The sequence below is a fragment of the Campylobacter sp. RKI_CA19_01122 genome, assembly GCF_025771325.1.
Taxonomy (GTDB): Bacteria; Campylobacterota; Campylobacteria; order Campylobacterales; family Campylobacteraceae; genus Campylobacter_D; species Campylobacter_D lari_D.
The window spans coordinates 1-18,438 of record NZ_JAKMPZ010000017.1 but is presented as its reverse complement, the minus strand read 5'-3'; the positions used below and the strand labels follow the sequence as shown (position 1 = coordinate 18,438).

At 30.3% G+C, this 18,438-nt stretch carries 18 protein-coding genes; 13 read left to right on the top strand and 5 right to left on the bottom strand.

All coding sequences use genetic code 11. From position 1 onward, the window contains the following. The first annotated feature begins 71 nt into the window (after positions 1-71). The 10 genes from L8U37_RS07850 to lepA are packed head-to-tail and all read left to right on the top strand — an operon-like array spanning position 72 to position 11,636. A complete protein-coding gene (locus L8U37_RS07850; RefSeq protein ID WP_412174909.1) occupies positions 72-512 on the top strand; it encodes a c-type cytochrome in 441 nt (146 codons plus the stop codon). Between the two features lie 13 nt (positions 513-525). Continuing rightward, on the top strand, positions 526-1,638 hold the full coding sequence (locus L8U37_RS07845; protein WP_220566318.1) for an ABC transporter substrate-binding protein: 1,113 nt from the start codon (positions 526-528) through the stop codon (positions 1,636-1,638). Positions 1,639-1,649: 11 nt separating this feature from the next. Next, on the top strand, positions 1,650-2,765 hold the full coding sequence (locus L8U37_RS07840) for an ABC transporter substrate-binding protein (RefSeq protein ID WP_133319840.1): 1,116 nt from the start codon (positions 1,650-1,652) through the stop codon (positions 2,763-2,765). 21 nt (positions 2,766-2,786) lie between these two features. Beyond that, positions 2,787-3,683 carry a branched-chain amino acid ABC transporter permease gene (locus L8U37_RS07835; protein ID WP_220566316.1) on the top strand — a complete coding sequence of 299 codons (897 nt, stop codon included), beginning with the start codon at positions 2,787-2,789 and terminating at the stop codon, positions 3,681-3,683. Between the two features lies 1 nt (position 3,684). Further along, positions 3,685-4,716 (top strand): branched-chain amino acid ABC transporter permease, encoded by a 1,032-nt coding sequence (locus L8U37_RS07830; RefSeq protein WP_263728965.1) that lies wholly within the window; start codon positions 3,685-3,687, stop codon positions 4,714-4,716. Then, positions 4,713-5,483, top strand: coding sequence for an ABC transporter ATP-binding protein (locus L8U37_RS07825; protein WP_133319838.1), 771 nt, complete (start codon positions 4,713-4,715; stop codon positions 5,481-5,483). Before L8U37_RS07830 ends, L8U37_RS07825 begins: the two co-directional genes overlap by 4 nt. After that, on the top strand, positions 5,470-6,165 hold the full coding sequence (locus L8U37_RS07820; RefSeq protein WP_133319837.1) for an ABC transporter ATP-binding protein: 696 nt from the start codon (positions 5,470-5,472) through the stop codon (positions 6,163-6,165). Before L8U37_RS07825 ends, L8U37_RS07820 begins: the two co-directional genes overlap by 14 nt. 3 nt (positions 6,166-6,168) lie before the next feature. Beyond that, entirely contained in the window at positions 6,169-9,399 is a 3,231-nt protein-coding gene (gene ccsB / locus L8U37_RS07815; protein ID WP_263728964.1) for a c-type cytochrome biogenesis protein CcsB, read from the top strand. An 11-nt stretch (positions 9,400-9,410) separates the two neighbouring features. Continuing rightward, the gene (locus L8U37_RS07810) at positions 9,411-9,836 is read left to right on the top strand and encodes a hypothetical protein (RefSeq protein ID WP_263728963.1); all 426 of its coding nucleotides are present in this window, start codon (positions 9,411-9,413) and stop codon (positions 9,834-9,836) included. A 9-nt stretch (positions 9,837-9,845) separates the two neighbouring features. Next, a complete protein-coding gene (gene lepA, locus L8U37_RS07805; RefSeq protein ID WP_263728962.1) occupies positions 9,846-11,636 on the top strand; it encodes a translation elongation factor 4 in 1,791 nt (596 codons plus the stop codon). Positions 11,637-11,668: 32 nt separating this feature from the next. Here the strand turns inward: lepA and L8U37_RS07800 are convergent, their stop codons facing one another. Beyond that, positions 11,669-12,289: a hypothetical protein gene (locus L8U37_RS07800; protein ID WP_263675661.1), complete on the bottom strand. Its 621-nt coding sequence runs from the start codon at positions 12,287-12,289 to the stop codon at positions 11,669-11,671. Positions 12,290-12,561: 272 nt separating this feature from the next. Here L8U37_RS07800 and L8U37_RS07795 point away from each other — a divergent pair, with 272 nt between their 5' ends. After that, entirely contained in the window at positions 12,562-13,890 is a 1,329-nt protein-coding gene (locus L8U37_RS07795) for an MATE family efflux transporter (RefSeq protein ID WP_318529659.1), read from the top strand. Here L8U37_RS07795 and L8U37_RS07790 read toward each other — a convergent pair. The 4 genes from L8U37_RS07790 to thiD are packed head-to-tail and all read right to left on the bottom strand — an operon-like array spanning position 13,871 to position 16,716. Next, positions 13,871-14,512 carry a uroporphyrinogen-III synthase gene (locus L8U37_RS07790; RefSeq protein WP_318529658.1) on the bottom strand — a complete coding sequence of 214 codons (642 nt, stop codon included), beginning with the start codon at positions 14,510-14,512 and terminating at the stop codon, positions 13,871-13,873. The two genes, L8U37_RS07795 and L8U37_RS07790, sit on opposite strands and share 20 nt — an antisense overlap. Further along, positions 14,509-15,135 (bottom strand): thiamine phosphate synthase, encoded by a 627-nt coding sequence (gene thiE, locus L8U37_RS07785; protein ID WP_263728959.1) that lies wholly within the window; start codon positions 15,133-15,135, stop codon positions 14,509-14,511. Before thiE ends, L8U37_RS07790 begins: the two co-directional genes overlap by 4 nt. After that, the gene (thiM, locus tag L8U37_RS07780; RefSeq protein ID WP_263728958.1) at positions 15,122-15,904 is read right to left on the bottom strand and encodes a hydroxyethylthiazole kinase; all 783 of its coding nucleotides are present in this window, start codon (positions 15,902-15,904) and stop codon (positions 15,122-15,124) included. Before thiM ends, thiE begins: the two co-directional genes overlap by 14 nt. A 2-nt stretch (positions 15,905-15,906) precedes the next feature. Beyond that, a complete protein-coding gene (gene thiD, locus L8U37_RS07775; protein WP_263728968.1) occupies positions 15,907-16,716 on the bottom strand; it encodes a bifunctional hydroxymethylpyrimidine kinase/phosphomethylpyrimidine kinase in 810 nt (269 codons plus the stop codon). A 209-nt stretch (positions 16,717-16,925) separates the two neighbouring features. On the opposite strand from thiD, the gene L8U37_RS07770 reads away from it, so the two are divergent. Next, on the top strand, positions 16,926-17,387 hold the full coding sequence (locus L8U37_RS07770; RefSeq protein WP_263659948.1) for a low molecular weight protein-tyrosine-phosphatase: 462 nt from the start codon (positions 16,926-16,928) through the stop codon (positions 17,385-17,387). A gap of 67 nt (positions 17,388-17,454) precedes the next feature. Continuing rightward, positions 17,455-18,438 (top strand): PDC sensor domain-containing protein (locus tag L8U37_RS07765; protein WP_263728957.1); only part of this gene is annotated, 984 nt, incomplete at its 3' end.

The window sequence follows — 18,438 nt, the reverse complement described above, 5'->3', positions numbered from 1 at the left end:
AGTGAGATTGAGATAAAATTGTTTATTTTTTTTAGATATAATCGAGCTTTATTTATATTTAAAAAAGGCATATTATGTTACGCTCATTTATAATTAGTATTTTATTTACAAATTCTTTGATGGCTTTTAATGTAAAGTCTTTATTTACTTATACTTTTAATGATAATATTAGCTATGATTTAAATAAAGCTAAAGAAATATATTTTAAAAACAAATGTAACACCTGTCACGGAGAAAATGGAGAAAAAAATTCTTATGGCAAAAAAGCTATTAAAGATTTAAGCCCAGAAGAAATCAAAGGTGCCTTAAAAGACTATGCTAATGGATATTTTAAAGATCAATCAAGCGATAACATTCAAATGAGCATATACGCCAAAAAATTAAGTGGAAGTGATATGGATCACATTATAGCTTACTTAAAGGGGCAAAATTTTTCTATTGAGCTTAATCAAAAAGATCTTTTAGAAGAAGAACCAGCACCAAAAACAAAACATAATACATTTTTAAAATAAAAAAGGAGTTTTCATGAAAAAAAATCTACTGCTAGCTAGTTTGCTTTGTGCTAGTTCAATTTATGCTGCGGAAGTAAAAATAGGAGTTATTTTACCACTTACTGGCGCTTTAGCGGCTTATGGTAATGATGTGTATGAAGGTATCAAACTAGCTAATACCTTAAATCCAAATTTAAAAAACGGAGATAATGTTAAAATTATAGCCATAGATACAAAAGGTGATAAAATAGAAGCAGCAAATGCCACCACTAGACTTATCTCTCAAGATAAAGTTTTAGGACTTATAGGTGAAGCTGTTACACCAAATACTATGCAAGTTTTATCTATAGCCGAAGAAAGAAAAATCCCAGTAATAGCTCCTGTTGCTTCAGGCGATAAACTTTTGGATAAAAAAAGCTACGCTAGTAGAGTTTGTTTTATGGATAGCTTCCAAGGAGATAAATTTGCAAACTATGCATATAAAGATTTAAATTTAAAAACTGTAGTTGTAATAGTTGATCAAAGCAATGTGTATTCACTAGGCTTAGCAAGAGCCTTTGAAAAAGAATTTAAACAAAATGGCGGAAAAATACTTAAAAAATTAACTATCTCATCGGGTGATAAAGACTTTAAAGCTATTGTTTCACAACTTAAAAGTATCAATCCTGACTTTGTTTATATGCCAATTTACCATCCAGAAGCAGCTTTAATAGCAAGACAAGCAAAAGCAGTTGGTTTTAATAAACTTTTAAGTGCAGGTGATGGGGTAAATAATAAAACATTTATTGAACTTGGGGGTGATGCTGTAAATGGAGTAATCTTTACCGATAGTTTTGATTATAACAATCCACCAACAACTTTGTCTAAAAATTTCATCAATGCTTATGAAAAAGATCATGGCACCAAAGAGCTTCCAGCATTTTCTGCTATGGGAGCTGATGCTTATTATGTAATGGTAAATGCAATGAATGAATGTGCTAATAATCTTAACGCACAATGCGTTAATGAAAAAATTCATTCTACTAATAATTTTGAAGGTGTAGGTGGAGTTATAAGCATAGATGCTAGTGGCAATGCAAGTCGTTCTGTAGTTATAAAAGAAATACAAGAACAAAAACAAGTTTATAAAACTATTATTAATCCTTGAAAGGTTAAACTATGAAAAAAATTAGTATAGCTATATTGTCTATCATAGCTTGTAATATCATACAGGCAAAAGAAATTAACATTGGCGTAGTTTTACCTCTAACAGGATCTACTGCAGCTTATGGTCAAAGTGCTTTAGATGGAGTGAAAATTGCAAATTCTATGAAAAATACTTTAAGTAATGGCGATAAGGTAAATCTTGTTGTAGTAGATACAAAAGGTGACAAAATAGAAAGTGCAAATGCTAGCACAAGATTAATTTCGCAAAATAAAGCTTATGCACTTATTGGAGAAATGCTAACAGCTAATACTTTACAAGTGATAAGAATTGGCGAGGAAAAAAAGATACCAGTGGTTGCTCCTGCAGCTACTGCTGATAAAATTTTAAATAAAAAATTATATGCCAGTAGAGTTTGTTTTATGGATAGCTTTCAAGGCTCATCTTTGGCTAATTATGTAAAAAATAAGTTAAATTACACTAAAGCTGTGATTATCAGTGATCAAAGCGCAGATTATTCTTTGGGTTTAACTAGGGCCTTTGAAAAAGAATTTAGCAAACAAGGTGGAAAAATTTTAGATAAATTTAGAATTACAGCAGGCGATAAAGATTTTAAAGCTATACTTTCTCAAGTTAAAAATTTAAAACCTGATTTTATTTATCTTCCAGTATATTATACTGAGGCTTCTTTATTCGCACGCCAAGCAAAAGCAATGGGTGTTAATATTCCTATGGGTTCGGCAGATGGAGTTGCCGATGAAACTTTTATCAATCTAGCTCAAGATGCAGCAGAAGGATATTTGTTTACAGATAGTTTTGATTATAATAACCCTCCAACACAGCTTTCAAAAGACTTTATATTAGCCTATGAAAAAGAAAAACAAAGCAAAGAAGTTCCAAATTTTACAGCTATGGGTGCAGATGCATATTTTGTAATCTTTGAAGCTATGCAAAAATGCGTTAATGATTTCAATAGTGAATGTATCAACAGCAACATTCATGCTACTTCTAAATTTGAAGGTGTTAGCGGGGTGATCAGTATAGACAAAACAGGTAATGCCACGCGCTCAATTGTTATAAAATCAATAGAGAATCAAAAACAAGTTTATAAAGACTCGATTCTACCATAAATAAAAATTTTAAGAGGTTCAATGGATAGTTCTTTAATTTTACAGCAAATTATAAATGGATTTAGTTTAGGCAGTATGTATGCACTTATCGCCATAGGCTATACAATGGTTTATGGTGTTTTAAGACTGATTAATTTCGCACATGGTGATATTATGATGGTGGGTGCATATTCAGCTTTATTTTGTGTTACAAGTATGAATGTACCTTTCTTAGGCGCTCTTTCTTTAGCTATGTTATTTGCAGCGGCCTTAGGTATAGCTATTGATAGGGTAGCTTATAAACCTCTAAGAAAAGCACCTAGAATTTCTTTACTCATCACAGCCATAGGTATAAGTTTTTTAATACAAAATGTATTTAATGTTTTATTTGGCTCAACACCAAAGTATTTTCCTGTGCCAAGTTATCTTGAAACAGTGATTAATTTTAATAATATCAGCATTAGTGTTAATAGTATTTTAGTGCCTATTTTGACATTTTTTATATTATTAGTGGTTTTATTCATACTTTATAAAAGCAAATATGGCATTGCTATTAGGGCTTTAGCTTTTGATATTCATACTGTAAATTTAATGGGAATTGATGCAAATCGTATTATCGCTATTGTATTTGCACTAGGTTCAGCTTTAGCTGCTATTGGTGGTATTTTTTGGGCTGTTAGTTATCCTTCTGTTGAACCTAGCATGGGAACTCTTATAGGACTTAAGGCCTTTGGCGCTGCTGTTTTAGGTGGTATTGGTTCTGTTGCCGGAGCAGTTTTAGGTGGTTTGATTATAGGTTTTACAGAGGTTGTTGTTGTTGCTATTTTCCCTGATCTTTCTGGTTTTAAAGATGCATTTGCATTTATCTTTTTGGTATTAATTTTACTTTTTAAACCAACTGGAATTTTGGGTATTAATTTTGAAAAAAGTAGGTTTTAAAATGATTGCAAGAAAAATTACACATTTAAGTTTCTTTATTATAGCGCTTGCTTTTCTTTTTATATCTCCTTATTTTTTTAACGATTATAAAATAGGAATTTTAAGCAATATTGCTATTTTTGTAATCTTAGCGGTAAGTTATAATCTTATCAATGGGGTTACAGGACAATTTTCATTAGAGCCAAATGGTTTTGTAGCTATAGGAGCTTATGTTGCAGCCTTAGTTTTACTTACAAGTGAAAGCAAAATCGATCAGTTTTCTTTAGAGGATCCAAGTAGTTTTATTTTGATGATTCATTCGCCAAGCTTTATTGTAGCTTTACTTGCTGCTGGGGTTTGTGCTATGCTTTTATCTTTAGTTTTAGCCTTTGCAGTATTTAGAGTTAGAGGAGATTATTTAGCTATTGTAACACTAGGCTTTGGAATTATTATCAAGCTTATGGCAATTAACTTTGCTTCTGTTACAAATGGCTCTTTGGGCTTAAACGATATTCCTAAACATACTACCTTATATTGGAGTGGTGGGATTGCTATATTTTCTGTTATTATCATCTTAAATATTGTTAGTTCAAAATTTGGTAGAGCCATGAAAGCTGTAAGAGATGATGAAGATGCAGCATTAGCAATGGGTATTAACACTTTTAATATTAAAACCTTAGCCTTTAGCACTTCAGCATTTTTAGAGGGTGTTGGAGGAGGCTTATTAGCTTGCGCACTAGCTTCAGTTTCACCTGAACAATTTGACTTTTTATTTACTTTTCAGCTTTTAATCATCATTGTTTTAGGCGGCTTAGGTTCAACTACTGGTGCCATCATAGGAGCTATTTTAGTAATAGGCGGAAGTGAGTATTTAAGATTTTTAGATGAGAGTATGAATATTTTTGGTTATGAAACTCCTGCCATGCCTGGTCTTAGAATGGTTGTGTTTTCTGTTATATTGATTTTAGTAATGCTTTTTGCAAGAAGAGGAATAATGGGCGATAAAGAATTAACAGATGTTTTATTTAAGTTTTCTAAAAGGAATAAAAAATGATTTTAGAGCTTAAAAAAATCCATAAAAATTTTGGTGGAGTTAGTGCTATAGCAAATACTTCTTTTACTATAAAAGAAAGCGAAATTTTTGGACTTATAGGTCCAAATGGTGCAGGAAAAACGACACTATTTAATATTATTACAGGAAATTATAAACCAAGCAGCGGAGAAGTATTTTTTCTAGGAAAAAAGATTGACCATTTAAAGCCGCACAAAATAGTTCATCTAGGCATAGCAAGAACTTTTCAAAATATTAGACTTTTTTCTAGCATGAGTGTTTTAGAAAATGTATTAATTGGTTTTGATAAGAGTATTAAATATAATATTTTTGAAGCTTTTTTACATTTGGGAAGATTCTCCAAAGCAGAAAAAAATGCAAAAAAAGCAGCTTATGAAATTTTAGAACAACTCAATATTGCTCATTTAGCTGATGAAAGGGCCACTAGTTTAAGTTATGGACAACAAAGAAAAGTTGAAATAGCAAGAGCTTTAGCAACAAATCCTAAACTTTTATTGTTAGATGAACCAGCAGCAGGTATGAATTCAACAGAAAGCGATGATTTAGCCGAATTGATTTTTGATATAAGAAATAATAAAAAAATCAGTGTTTTGCTTATTGAGCATGATATGAAATTTGTAAATAAGCTTTGCGATAGGGTTATGGTGCTTGATTATGGTAAGACTATTTTTGAGGGAAAGCCAAGTGATGCTGTTCAAAATCCTGAAGTAATTAGTGCATATTTGGGAGATTTTAATGCTAGTAGTTAAAGATTTACATGTTTATTATGGCTTAATAGAAGCTGTTAAAGGTATAGATTTCACCATAAAAACAGGAAGTATAGTTAGCTTGATAGGCTCAAATGGTGCAGGAAAAACATCAACACTTAATGCAATGCTAAATTGTGTTAAAAAAACTGGTGAAGTAAGTTTTTTAGGTTATGACACTCAAAGACATTTACCTCATACTTTAGTACAAAAAGGTATAGCATTGGTACCTGAAGGAAGAAGAGTTTTTATAAATCTCACTATAGAAGAAAATTTAAAAATTGGTGCTTTTAATAATGCAGAAAACTATGAACATTTGAAAAATCAAATGTATAGACTTTTCCCAAGATTAAAAGATAAAAAAAATGCATTAGCGGGGACTCTAAGCGGTGGAGAAGCTCAAATGCTAGCTATTTCAAGAGCTCTTATGAGTGAGCCAAAACTTTTAATGCTAGATGAACCTTCGCTAGGACTTGCTCCAAAAATAGTTGGAGAGGTTTTTGATATTATAGTCAAATTAAAAGAAGAAGGTATTACTATTTTATTAGTGGAGCAAAATGCATTTTCAGCTTTAAAAATCAGCGATTATGCTTATGTTCTAGAAAATGGTAAAATCGCTATGCATGCACCTGCAAAAGATCTTATCGGTAATGATGAGATTAGAAAAAAATACCTTGGAGCTTAAATCATGAGAAGACAACTTTTAGCTTTTGGGGATATAAAAATTTCTATTTTTTTATTTTTAATTTTTGCCCTATTTTGCGCTCTAGCTACTTTTATAGAAAGTGCTTACAATACTCCAACAGCATGGGCCATGATATATGGAACATCTTGGTTTGGCTTTATACAGCTCATATTAGGAATCAATCTTTTAACAGCTCTTTTTAAATATAAAATGTTTAACAAGAGAAAAATACCGCTTTTAATCTTTCATATCTCATTTTTATTTATATTACTAGGCTCGGCTATGACTAGATATATGGGATTTGAAGGAAATTTACACATTAGAGAAAACGAAAAAAATAATATCATTGAAACCTCAAAAAGTTATATCTACATAGCAACCTTAAAAGATGATAAAGTATATAGTGCTGCAAAATCTGAATATATTGCCACCTTACCTTTTGTAAATGATTTTTCATTTGATTTAATATTACCTGATGAAAAAGCTCAAATTTCATATGAAAATTTGATTTTAGATGTAAAAGAAATTTATATCGATGATAACAACTCTGCTCCTCTTTTATCTTTAATGCTTTCACAAAATAACGAATCTAAAGAATTGCTTTTTCAAGCAGGGGATATAAAAAATATCAATGGTGTCAATATAGCATTTTTAAACGACTCTGTTCCAAGTCCTTATATAAAAATTGATAAAGATCTAAAGCTTAGTGCTGATTTTGATTTAAAATACATGTCAATGAGTGATGGTAAAGAAAACATTTTAAAAGCCAATCAAAAAGCACAAGCTAAAGATTTAAGATTATATTCTTTTAATGATATTAATTTAGTGGTAAAATTTGCTTCTTTACATGGTAAAAAAACCTTAGAAGGCGTTAATCAAGCTCAAGATGAAAGCTTTTTTACTTGGTTTAAAAATAGTTGGATAGAGCTAGGACGCAATGCTTTGATTTCTTTATTTGGCGAGGCAAAATACTGGAATAATTCTTTATTAAATAATTTCAAAGACTTTGCACAAAGCACTAAATATATGCCAACTCAACTTTCAGAAAATGCTATTAATGCTTTAAAATTAAAATTAAGCTATAAAGGAGAATCTAAAGAAGTTTTCCTAGTAGAATACAACTCGCCTATCCGTATTGATGTAGCAGGTCAACCTTTCTTTTTAAGATGGGGTCCTAAAGGAATAGAAATGCCATTTGAAATGTACTTAAAAGACTTTGAATTAGAACGCTATCCTGGCTCGATGTCGCCTATGTCTTATGCAAGTTATGTGGAAATTGATAATGCCGAACAAAAATTAGAATATAAGATTTTTATGAATAATGTTTTAGATTATCAAGGTTATAGATTTTACCAAAGTTCTTATGATCAAGATGAGCTTGGCACCATACTTTCAGTTAATAAAGATCCGGGTAAAATTCCTACATATATTGGATATTTTTTACTTACATTAGGAATGTTTTTAAATATTTTAAATCCTCATTCAAGATTTAGGACTTTAGCTAAATTAATCAATCAAGACACCTTGAAAAAAACAAGTGTGATATTGACATTTATATTAGTTTTTTTTGCAAGCCAAAATACTTATGCAAATGAACCCATCAAGGTAGATGAAACACATGCTAAAGAACTTGCTTCTTTAGTAGTGCAAAAACCTGATGGTAGAATGGTTCCTTTTAATACTTTAGCTATGGAAGTTTTAGAAAAAATATACAAAAACACAACCTTTCAAGGCCAAAGTGCCGAAGCAACTATCATATCAATGATTTTTGATGGCAGTGCATGGTATGATAAAGATATTATATTTATGCCAACAAGTCGCTTGGTTAATGAAGAAATTTCTAAAATTTTAGGTATTGAACCTAGAGCTTATACTAGTTTTAAAGATTTTTTCACTACAGATGCTTATAAACTACAAAAATATGTAGAAAATGCTAATAGAAAAAATCCAAATCGTAGAAGTGTTTTTGATAAAGAAATAATCAAGCTTGATGAAAGAGTAAATATTGTAAATTTAATTTTTTCAGGAGATATTTTTAAATTTATTCCACTACAAAATAGCACCAATAATCAATGGGTGGCGCCACGCGAAGCATATATAGGTTTAAAAGGCGAAGAAGGTAAAGAAGTAAGAAGTATTTTAGAAAATTATTTCAATGCAGTTAGTAATTCTATTGCACATAACAACTGGGATGAAGCAACTAAAAATTTAAATATTATCAAAAATTACCAAGAAAAATACGGCCATGAAGTTATGCCAAGTGCTAAAAAAATTAATACAGAAATCTTTTTCAACAAAAGTCAAATTTTTGTAAATCTTGCTCCGCTTTATTTATGCGCTGGATTTTTACTTTTGATTATAGTTTTTGTTAAAATGCTTCTGCCAAAAATTCGCATTGATTTTATATTTAAATGTGTTTATGTGTTTAACATTGTGGCATTTTTCATCCATACTCTAGGTTTGGCTTTGCGTTGGTATATAGCAGGTCGCGCTCCATGGAGTAATGCATATGAGAGCATGGTTTATATAGCTTGGGCTTTATCATTATCTGGAATTTTCTTTTCAAGAAAAAGCCCTATTGCACTTTCTTTAACCTCTATTTTAGCAGGAGTTACTTTAGGTGTAGCTCATCTTAGCCAAATGGATCCGCAAATTACCAATTTAGTTCCTGTGTTGCAATCTTATTGGCTAACAATACATGTTTCGGTTATTACTGCTAGCTATGGATTTTTAGGATTATGTGCATTGTTAGGTATATTTGTACTTATTTTATTATGTATGCTAAAAATCAATAGCAAACATAATGAAAACATTTTAAGAAATATTACAGAAGCAACAAGAATCAACGAAATGGCTATGATTTTAGGACTTTGCTTACTTACAGTTGGAAATTTCTTAGGTGCTATATGGGCAAATGAAAGTTGGGGAAGATATTGGAGTTGGGACTCTAAAGAAACTTGGGCTTTAATTAGTATTTTAGTTTATGCAGCTATTTTGCACATTAGAATGGTACCAAAATGGGCAAATCAATACATTTTTGCAGTTTGCTCCATGTTTGCATATTGGGTAATTATCATGACTTATTTTGGTGTAAATTACTTTTTAACTGGTATGCATTCTTATGCAGCAGGAGATTCTGTGAAAATTCCTGATTATGTGTATTGGGGATTTTTATTTATGGTAGCATTAAGCTTAGCAAGTTATTTTAAAAGATCTTATGCAACAAAATTATAGGAAAGTTTTAAATGAATAATTCTCTTTTTATTTTTTTAGTTATAGCTTTAGTGATAATTATCATACTTGGAATTCTTTTGGTATTATTTTTCATGCACAAAGAAAAACAACCAAGCAAATCAAATCCAGCTAGAACTCCAAAAATAAGTAATATAGAAGATTTTATATCTAAAGCAAATAATGCAAGCAACTCTCAAGAAATTCAAGCTTTAATTTTGCAATTTTTAAATTCACAAAAACTAGGATCTAATCCAAAAGACAGCGCCACTAAAAGAAAACTTGATTTCATTAGTGCTATTTCAGCCAATGCTAATGCTACTCCTAAAAACATTTCATTTTTAAACAATGAGCTAAAAAAAAGATATAAAGCTTTGAAAAAAGAAATTGATGCTTATGAGCAAATAGGCCTAGCAAAAAGAAAAATGAGACAATCTTAAGGTTTTTTGATGAAAAATATTAGAAATTTCTCTATTATAGCTCATATTGATCATGGTAAAAGCACATTAGCTGATAGAATTATCAGCGAATGCGGAGCTATTAGCGATAGACAAATGAGCGCCCAAGTAATGGATACTATGGATATAGAAAAAGAGCGTGGGATAACTATAAAAGCTCAATCCGTGCGTTTAAATTATAAATTCAACAATGAAGAATATGTATTAAATTTAATAGACACTCCGGGCCATGTTGATTTTTCCTATGAAGTAAGTCGTTCTTTGGCAAGTTGCGAAGGGGCTTTACTTGTTGTTGATGCTTCTCAAGGAGTAGAGGCTCAAACTATAGCCAATGTTTATATAGCCTTAGAAAACGATCTTGAAATCATACCAGTGATTAATAAAATTGATCTTCCTTCGGCTGATATTGAAAAGGTTAAACACGAAATAGAGCATATTATAGGAATTGATTGCTCTAATGCAATTTGTGTTAGCGCAAAAACAGGTGTAGGTATAAAAGAACTCATAGAAACTATCATCACAAAAATTCCTGCACCAAAAACTGATGATGAAGCACCTACTAAAGCTTTAATTTATGATTCTTGGTTTGATAATTATCTTGGAGCTTTGGCTTTAGTTAGAATTTATGAGGGAAATATTGCTAAAAATGATGAAGTTTTAGTTATGAGTATAGATAAAAAACATCTCGTGCAAGATCTTTTCTATCCTCATCCATTAAGCCCTATAAAAACTAAAAAATTAGAATCAGGTGAAGTGGGTGTTATCGTGCTTGGACTTAAAAATGTCGCCGATGTTCAAGTAGGTGACACCATAACACTAACTAAAAATAAAGCAAAAGAAGCCATTGGTGGTTTTGAAAAAGCCAAAGCTTTTGTTTTTGCAGGATTATATCCTATAGAAACGGATAAATTTGAAGATTTAAGAGATGCTTTAGATAAATTAAAACTTAACGATAGTTCTATTACCTATGAACCTGAAACTTCATTAGCTTTAGGATTTGGCTTTAGAGTTGGTTTTTTAGGTCTTTTGCATATGGAGGTTATTAAAGAAAGACTTGAGCGTGAGTTTAACCTTGATTTAATTGCTACTGCTCCAACTGTTACTTATGAAATTTATCAAACCGATGGAGAAGTTTTAAAAATTCAAAATCCAAGCGAACTGCCTCCGGTAAATAAAATCGATCATATAAAAGAACCTTATGTAAAAGCAACTATCATAACTCCAAGCGAATACCTAGGGAATTTAATCACTCTTTTAAATCGCAAACGCGGTATGCAAGTTAAGATGGATTACATCACTCCTGAGCGCGTTTTACTTGAGTATGATATACCTTTAAACGAAATCGTTATGGACTTTTACGATAAACTTAAATCACTTACCAAAGGCTATGCTAGTTTTGATTATGAGCCTATTGAATTTAGAGTGGGAGATCTTGTAAAACTTGATATTAAAGTAGCTGGTGAAAATGTCGATGCACTAAGCATCATAGTGCCAAATGAAAAAGCACTAAGCAAGGGCAGAGAGCTTGTAAAAGCGATGAAAGAAATCGTCCCAAGACAGCTTTTTGAAGTTGCCATCCAAGCAAGCATAGGAAATAAAATCATCGCAAGAGAAAATGTAAAATCCATGGGTAAAAATGTAACCGCAAAATGCTATGGCGGGGATATTACTAGAAAAAGGAAACTTCTTGAAAAACAAAAAGAAGGTAAAAAAAGAATGAAAGCTATCGGTAAAGTACATTTACCTCAAGAAGCATTTTTAAGTGTTTTAAAAATAGACTAATACCTCTAGTTTATACAACTAGAGGTATAAAATTATGCATTGATATCTAAAGAATTTCCACCCATTTCATTGATTTTTTGAGTTACTTTTTCAATAGCTTTATCAATTGTTTCATAGCTGATATCAGGAAGTTTGCCACCCCACATTTTTTCCGCTTGCGCAAATCCTGCCTTTAGACCTTCTAAACCCTTTTGAAGTTTTTCCATATCATCACCAGCCCCATTAATAACAAAATCAGCCAATCTTTGAGATGTTTTTGCTACACCAAAATATCCATCTTCCCCAATAAGCTCTTTTGCCTCATCAGCATTTAAACTAAGTATATCTTTACCTTCGTATCCTATAGCTTTAAAATCTACATTTGATAAAATAGCCGTTAAAGAATCCTTAGACTGAGCTCCTTGAAAAATCCCAGCTTGAGTTAAACCATTAGAGGAACTCATGCTAAATGCTTGTTGCATAAAGCTCATAGCATAAAGTTCTGTTATGCCTTTTCCACCTATGCTAGCAAGCTTACTAAGCTTATCCTCGTCAATATCTTTTGTGCTATTAGCACTTTTAGTATTGGCATCTTCAAGTTTTGTATTCAAATTAGCCTTCCTATTGCTAACTTGCGACTCCACTGCCACACGTGAATACGAATTTATTTGCATCCTTGCTCCTTTTTTTGTGGGTTTATAAAAATCGTCTAAAAAAAATTAAAATTTACATTAAGAAATTTATAATTACACTTAGAATACAATAACAAACATTTACTATATTTTTAAAATTTAGGTGATATAAATGTTTTTTAAAGATTTTTTCATAACCATTGTTGATCCGTATTTTAAAGATATTATAGAAGGTATAGAATCTCTTTATTAAATTTATTTTATCTATATAACCATATTAGTAAAATAATTTTTAATAAGGAAAAGCTATGTCAATACATAATTTTTACACTACATTAAATCCTACTACACTTTTTATAAAATGCGCTTTGCCAAATATGGCAAGTATGGCTTTTATTTATCTTTATGTGATTATTGATGGAATTTTTGTTGGAAGATATTTGGGTTCAGATGCGCTTGCTGCTATGAATTTAATGATGCCTTTTATCATGATAAGCTTTGCTTTAGCTGATATGATAGCCATAGGTTCATCAGTACAAATAGCAATTAATCTAGGTAAAGGAAAAATTGAAAAAGCAAGAGCTATTTTTTCTTTTTGTATAGTTCTTATTTTTGCAATTTCTTGTTTAATGGGAATTTTAGGATTTTTCTTAGCAAAAGCATTAAGTGCTTTTATGGGAGCTGATGAGAATATTCAAAGCTTATCTACTGAATATATGCAAATTTTTGCTATTTTTGCTCCCTTTACTATGCTAGCTTTTGCCATGGATAATTATCTTAGAATCTGTGGAAAAACTTTTTATAGTATGATGGTTAATGTAGTTACTGCTTTGAGTAATATTTTTCTTGATTGGCTTTTTATAGTGGTTTTTGATTGGGGACTTTTTTCAGCAGCTTTAGCAACTTGCATAGGGATGTTTTTAGGAAGCATTTTAGGGATATTGCCTTTTGTTTTTAAAGATTTAGTTTTAAAATTTAAAAAGCCAATAATTAAACTACAAATACTAAAAAATATACTCTATAATGGTTCGTCTGAATTTTTTTCTAATATTTCTAGTTCTTTTTATACTATCTTAGCTAATGCTTTTTTACTTGAACTTTCTGGAAATACAGCTGTTGCAGCATTTTCAGTGATTTTATATCTTAGCACTTTTGTTTTTATGCTAGTTTTGGCCATGTGTGATGCTATGCAACCTGCATTAAGTTATAATTATGGACACAAAAATATCGCAAGAATTCAAGCTATTTTTAAAAGAATGTTTTTTGCTTCTTGGGGTGTAAGCACAATGGCATTTTTGTTTGTTTATTTATTTAACACTCTTATAGCAGATATTTTTAATAAAGATAATAATCAAGATTTTATCCATATAGCACAAAATGCTTTAATATTTTTTTCTTTTTCATTTTTATTTTCTTGGTTTGGAAAACTTTGCGCTTCATTTTTCACAGCACTTGATAAACCCTTGCTTTCTTTAGGAATTTCTATTACCCAAAGTCTTATTTTTCCATTTTTATCTTTATTTATATTAACGCAATTTTTAGGAGTAAATGGAGTCTGGCTAGCTACTTTAGTGGGGGATATTTGTATGATTTTTATTGCTTCATTTTTATTATATAAAACTTTTAAAAATCTAAACTCTTAGCTAATTTTAAACAAGAGTTTAGATCTTGCTCTTTACATATATGTAAATTTTTAAAATTATGAATTTTTAAAGCCGTACTTTGACCTATAACCACAACCTTATCTTCTTTTTCTAATGTAAAAAACTTCAAAAATTGCTCTACGCTTGAAGGAGCACTAAAGATAAAAACACTTGGATGATATATTTTTAATTCATCTTTTTTAGGCTCTATGGCTATATTTTCATAAACGATTAATTGCTTTAAAAGGATATTTTCTTTCAGCAAATACTCATCAAGACCTGAACTAATTTTCTTCGCTCTTAAATAAAGACATTTTTTATTTTTAAACTCAGACAAAAATTCACTAGCTAAATTTTTACCATAAGCCTTGCTAGGATATTTTACATTTTTAAAACCAAGCTCTTTTGCAAGATCAGCACTTTTTTCTCCCACTGCATAAAGTTTAATATCAAAATCAATTTTGCTTTTACTTGACATTAATGCTTTTAAAGCATTCTTAGAGCTAATGATCAAACAATCAAATTCTTTTAAATTTACTTCAAAATCAAGAAATTTAATTTCATTTAATCTTATAGTCTTAACGCCATCAAATTCTTTATCCCCTATAAAATAAATCATTATTTTCCTATAAAAGTTTTATCAAAATTTGATCTTAAATTTAAAGTTGCCATATAAGGATCATTTGCTTGCATTATCGCTCTAACCACAGCTATACCTTGTATATTACAATCTTTAAGCAAATTTAAATTAGTTTCATCTATCCCACCTATAGCCACAATAGGTAAAGAAGCTAAACTAGCAATTTCTTTTAATCCATCTATACCAAGCACAATACAATCTTGCTTACTAGGCGTAGCAAAAACAGCCCCCACTCCAAGATAAGTAGCACCTTGAGTATTAGCAAGCTCACTTTTACGATTGATCGTAAGTCCTATGATTTTATCTTCACCCAAAAGCTCTCTTGCCTTTTTTAAAGGCATATCCTTTTGACCTATATGCACTCCATTTGCATTCACAGCCATGGCTATATCGATTCTATCATTTATCACAAAAGGCGTATTATATTTTTCACACAAAGCTTTAACTTTTAAAGCAAGATTATAAAATTCTAAAGTACTAAGATTTTTCTCTCTAAGCTGTAAAATATCAATCTTAGCTTTCAGAGAAGCTTCTAAAATATTTAAAAACTCACTTTCGCTTTTTTCACCCTTGCTTGCGACAAGATAAATTTTAAATGATTTCATATTTGGCTCTTTTTTTAATTTCTTCATCATTTAAATTATTTAAAGCATCGATTAAATTCACTCTAAAACTACCACTTCCACTAGAAAGCTCTTGAGCGATTTCGCTAGCTATGCCAAAACTAAGCAAAGCATATAAACTAGCCTGAAATTTATCTTCTAACGCTCCTGCAAAAACTCCACACAAAGAAGCACACATACAACCTGCTCCAGTTATCTTAGTAGCCATAATTGAGCCATTATAAATTTTAGCAATATGCTCTTGATTTATAATATAATCAATTTTTCCAGTTATAGCCAAAACACGCTTGGTTTTATAAGAGTATTCTTTAGCTTTTTCTAAAAACTCATTATCGATTACAAAAGTACTATCAACCCCTCTTGCTTTACCATCTAAACCTATAACACTAGCCATTTCAGATGCATTTGCCTTAACAATACTAATACCTTTTAGATTAAGTAATTCAAAATTAATCCCATCTCTTGCCTTACTCACACCCAAAGCAACAGGATCAAAAACTATAGGTTTATTTAATAAAGCATATTCTTTAGTTGCTTTTAACATAGAATTTGCTATAAGTTGATTAATCGTACCTGTGTTTAATACTAAGGCTGAACTTATTCTAGCAAAATCAGCTTGCTCTTCATAAAAATCAGCCATAGCAGCACTTGCTCCCATTGCTATAGTTACATTTGCGCAATCATTAGCTGTAACATAATTAGTAATATGATGAATCAAAGGATTTTTTTCTCTTACTGCTTTAATAATCATTTTTACTCCTTGTCATATTGAAAAAAATGATTAGTCGGGCCACAACCTTTTCCAAGTGCTAAAGAATTTAATATAGCTCCATACACATAATCTTTAGCAAGTTTTATAGCTTTATGTTTTTCTTTACCTAAGGCAAGATTACTAGCTATAGCTGAACTTAATGTACAACCTGTGCCGTGTGTATTTTTTGTATTAATTTTTTCTGCTTTAAAAATACTAAATTCCTTTCCATCATAAAAAACATCATTGGTATTATATTTACTATGTCCACCTTTAATCAAAACACTTTTTGCACCTTCTTTGTGAAGTTTTATAGCGGCTTTTTTCATATCCTCATCATTAAGTATTTTAAAATCACACAAAAACTCAGCCTCGGGAATATTTGGAGTAAGTACATCAGCTAAAGATAAAATTTCATCTTTAAAAAACTGACAATTTTCTAAAGGCATTAAAGCATAGCCATTTTTTGCAAACATCACAGGATCGATCACTACATTTTTAGCTTTAAAACGCAATAAATTTTCTTTTACACAAATTATGATTTCCTTTGAACCTAACATTCCAATTTTCACAGCAGCTGGCTCTATATCTTCATAAACTGCTAGCATTTGCTCATCTATTATCTTAGTGGGTATATCAAAACAAGAAATCACCCTTGCAGTATTTTCAGCCACAACGCTTAAAACTACACTCATACCAAATAAATTATGAGCGCTAAAAGTTTTTAAATCAGCTTGTATGCCAGCTCCACCACTACAATCACTTCCTGCTATAGTTAAGATAGGAATTTTAGTTTTTGTTTTTGCTTGTATCATTTTTATCCTTTTTTTATAAAAAAGGAAAGTTTTTGCAAGAATTCAAAGTTTGCATTACCAAACTTCTCAAGGGTCGAAGTTATACTTCCTCTCAGCAAAAGCTCCCCATTAATGAAAAATTATATCTTAGTTTTAATTAATCTTTAAAAATATTTTGAAATACTGCTATAATTTTGAAAAAACTACACAAAAATAAAAGGAAAAATATGACTAAAATTATTTTTGTTTGTTTAGGCAATATTTGTCGTTCTCCCATGGCCGAATTTATTATGAAGGATCTTTTAACAAAAGCAAATTTAAATAATGAATTTATTATTTCTAGTGCAGGTACTTCAGGTTACCACGATGGGGAGGATATGCATTATAAAACTAAAGCTTTATTAGATAACAAAAATATAAATTCTAAGCCATTTTGCAGTAAAAAACTAAATTTAAAAATGTGCGAGGATAATGATTTAATTATCGTAATGGATAATTCTAATTATAATGATATAGTTAAAAATTTTCCAAATGCAAAACATAAAATTCATAAAATCACTTCTTTTGCCTTAGAATTAGGATATGACGAAGTACCTGATCCTTGGTATAGTGGGAACTTTGATGAGACTTATTTAATCCTTTCGCAAGCATGTGAAAATATATTCAATCTACTCAAAAAATATTTTTAAATTTAAAAAATATTTATTATTTTTTTAATATAATTTCTACTTTTAAAAATTACTGAAAGGTTATTTGATGAAAAGTATTAAACTTAAAGTTTCACTAATAGCAAACGCTATTGCTATTTGTTGTTTATTGATTTTAGGAATTGTAACATTTATTTTTGTTAAACAATCTCTTTTTAATGAGGTTGTTAATTCAGAAAAAAATCGTTTAATTTTTACCAGCAATCTTGTAGAAGATTTTAGACAAAACACATCTAAATCTTTAATAGAACTCTCAGAAACCATTCTTAGACACCCATATTCAAACCTTAATTCTCAAGATGCATTAGCTAAAAATGTTGGTGTTCAACTAAAAGCATTTAGAGATGCAGGAAATTATCTAGCTGTATATATTGCTCAACCAAATGGAGAGTTAGTTGTAAGCGATACAGACAGCGATAGCAAAAATCTTGATTACGGTTTTTATGGCAAAGCTGATGGTTACGATGCAACAACAAGAGAATATTATATAGAAGCAAAAAAGAAAAACACTTTGTTTATAACCGACTCTTATATAGATGCTACTACAGGATTGCCTTGTTTCACTTATGCTCTACCTTTATTGAAAGATGGGAAATTTATTGGTATTTTAGCCATTGATGTCTTAGTTAAAGACTTAATAGAAAATTTGAAAAAAATGCCAGGAGATTCATTTGTATATGACAAAAATCACTTTGCATTTGCATCTACAAATGAAAATTATAATTCAAATCATCCAAATATTACAATAGTAGCCAATGCATTTGCAAAATCAAACAACGGGGAACCATTTTTTTACACTAGTAAAGAAGGTAATGAAAGACTTGGTTTGTGCAATACAACAAATGATTATACAGTATGTAATATTGCCTATGTTGATACCATAAACCATTCAAGTGAAAAAATTGCCCATGTTCAAGCTATAATTGTAATTTTCACAAGTATATTAAGTATTGCCTTACTTTACTTCATCATATCTTATTACCTTTCTCCACTTCAAAAAATCCAAACCGGCCTTAACTCTTTCTTTGACTTT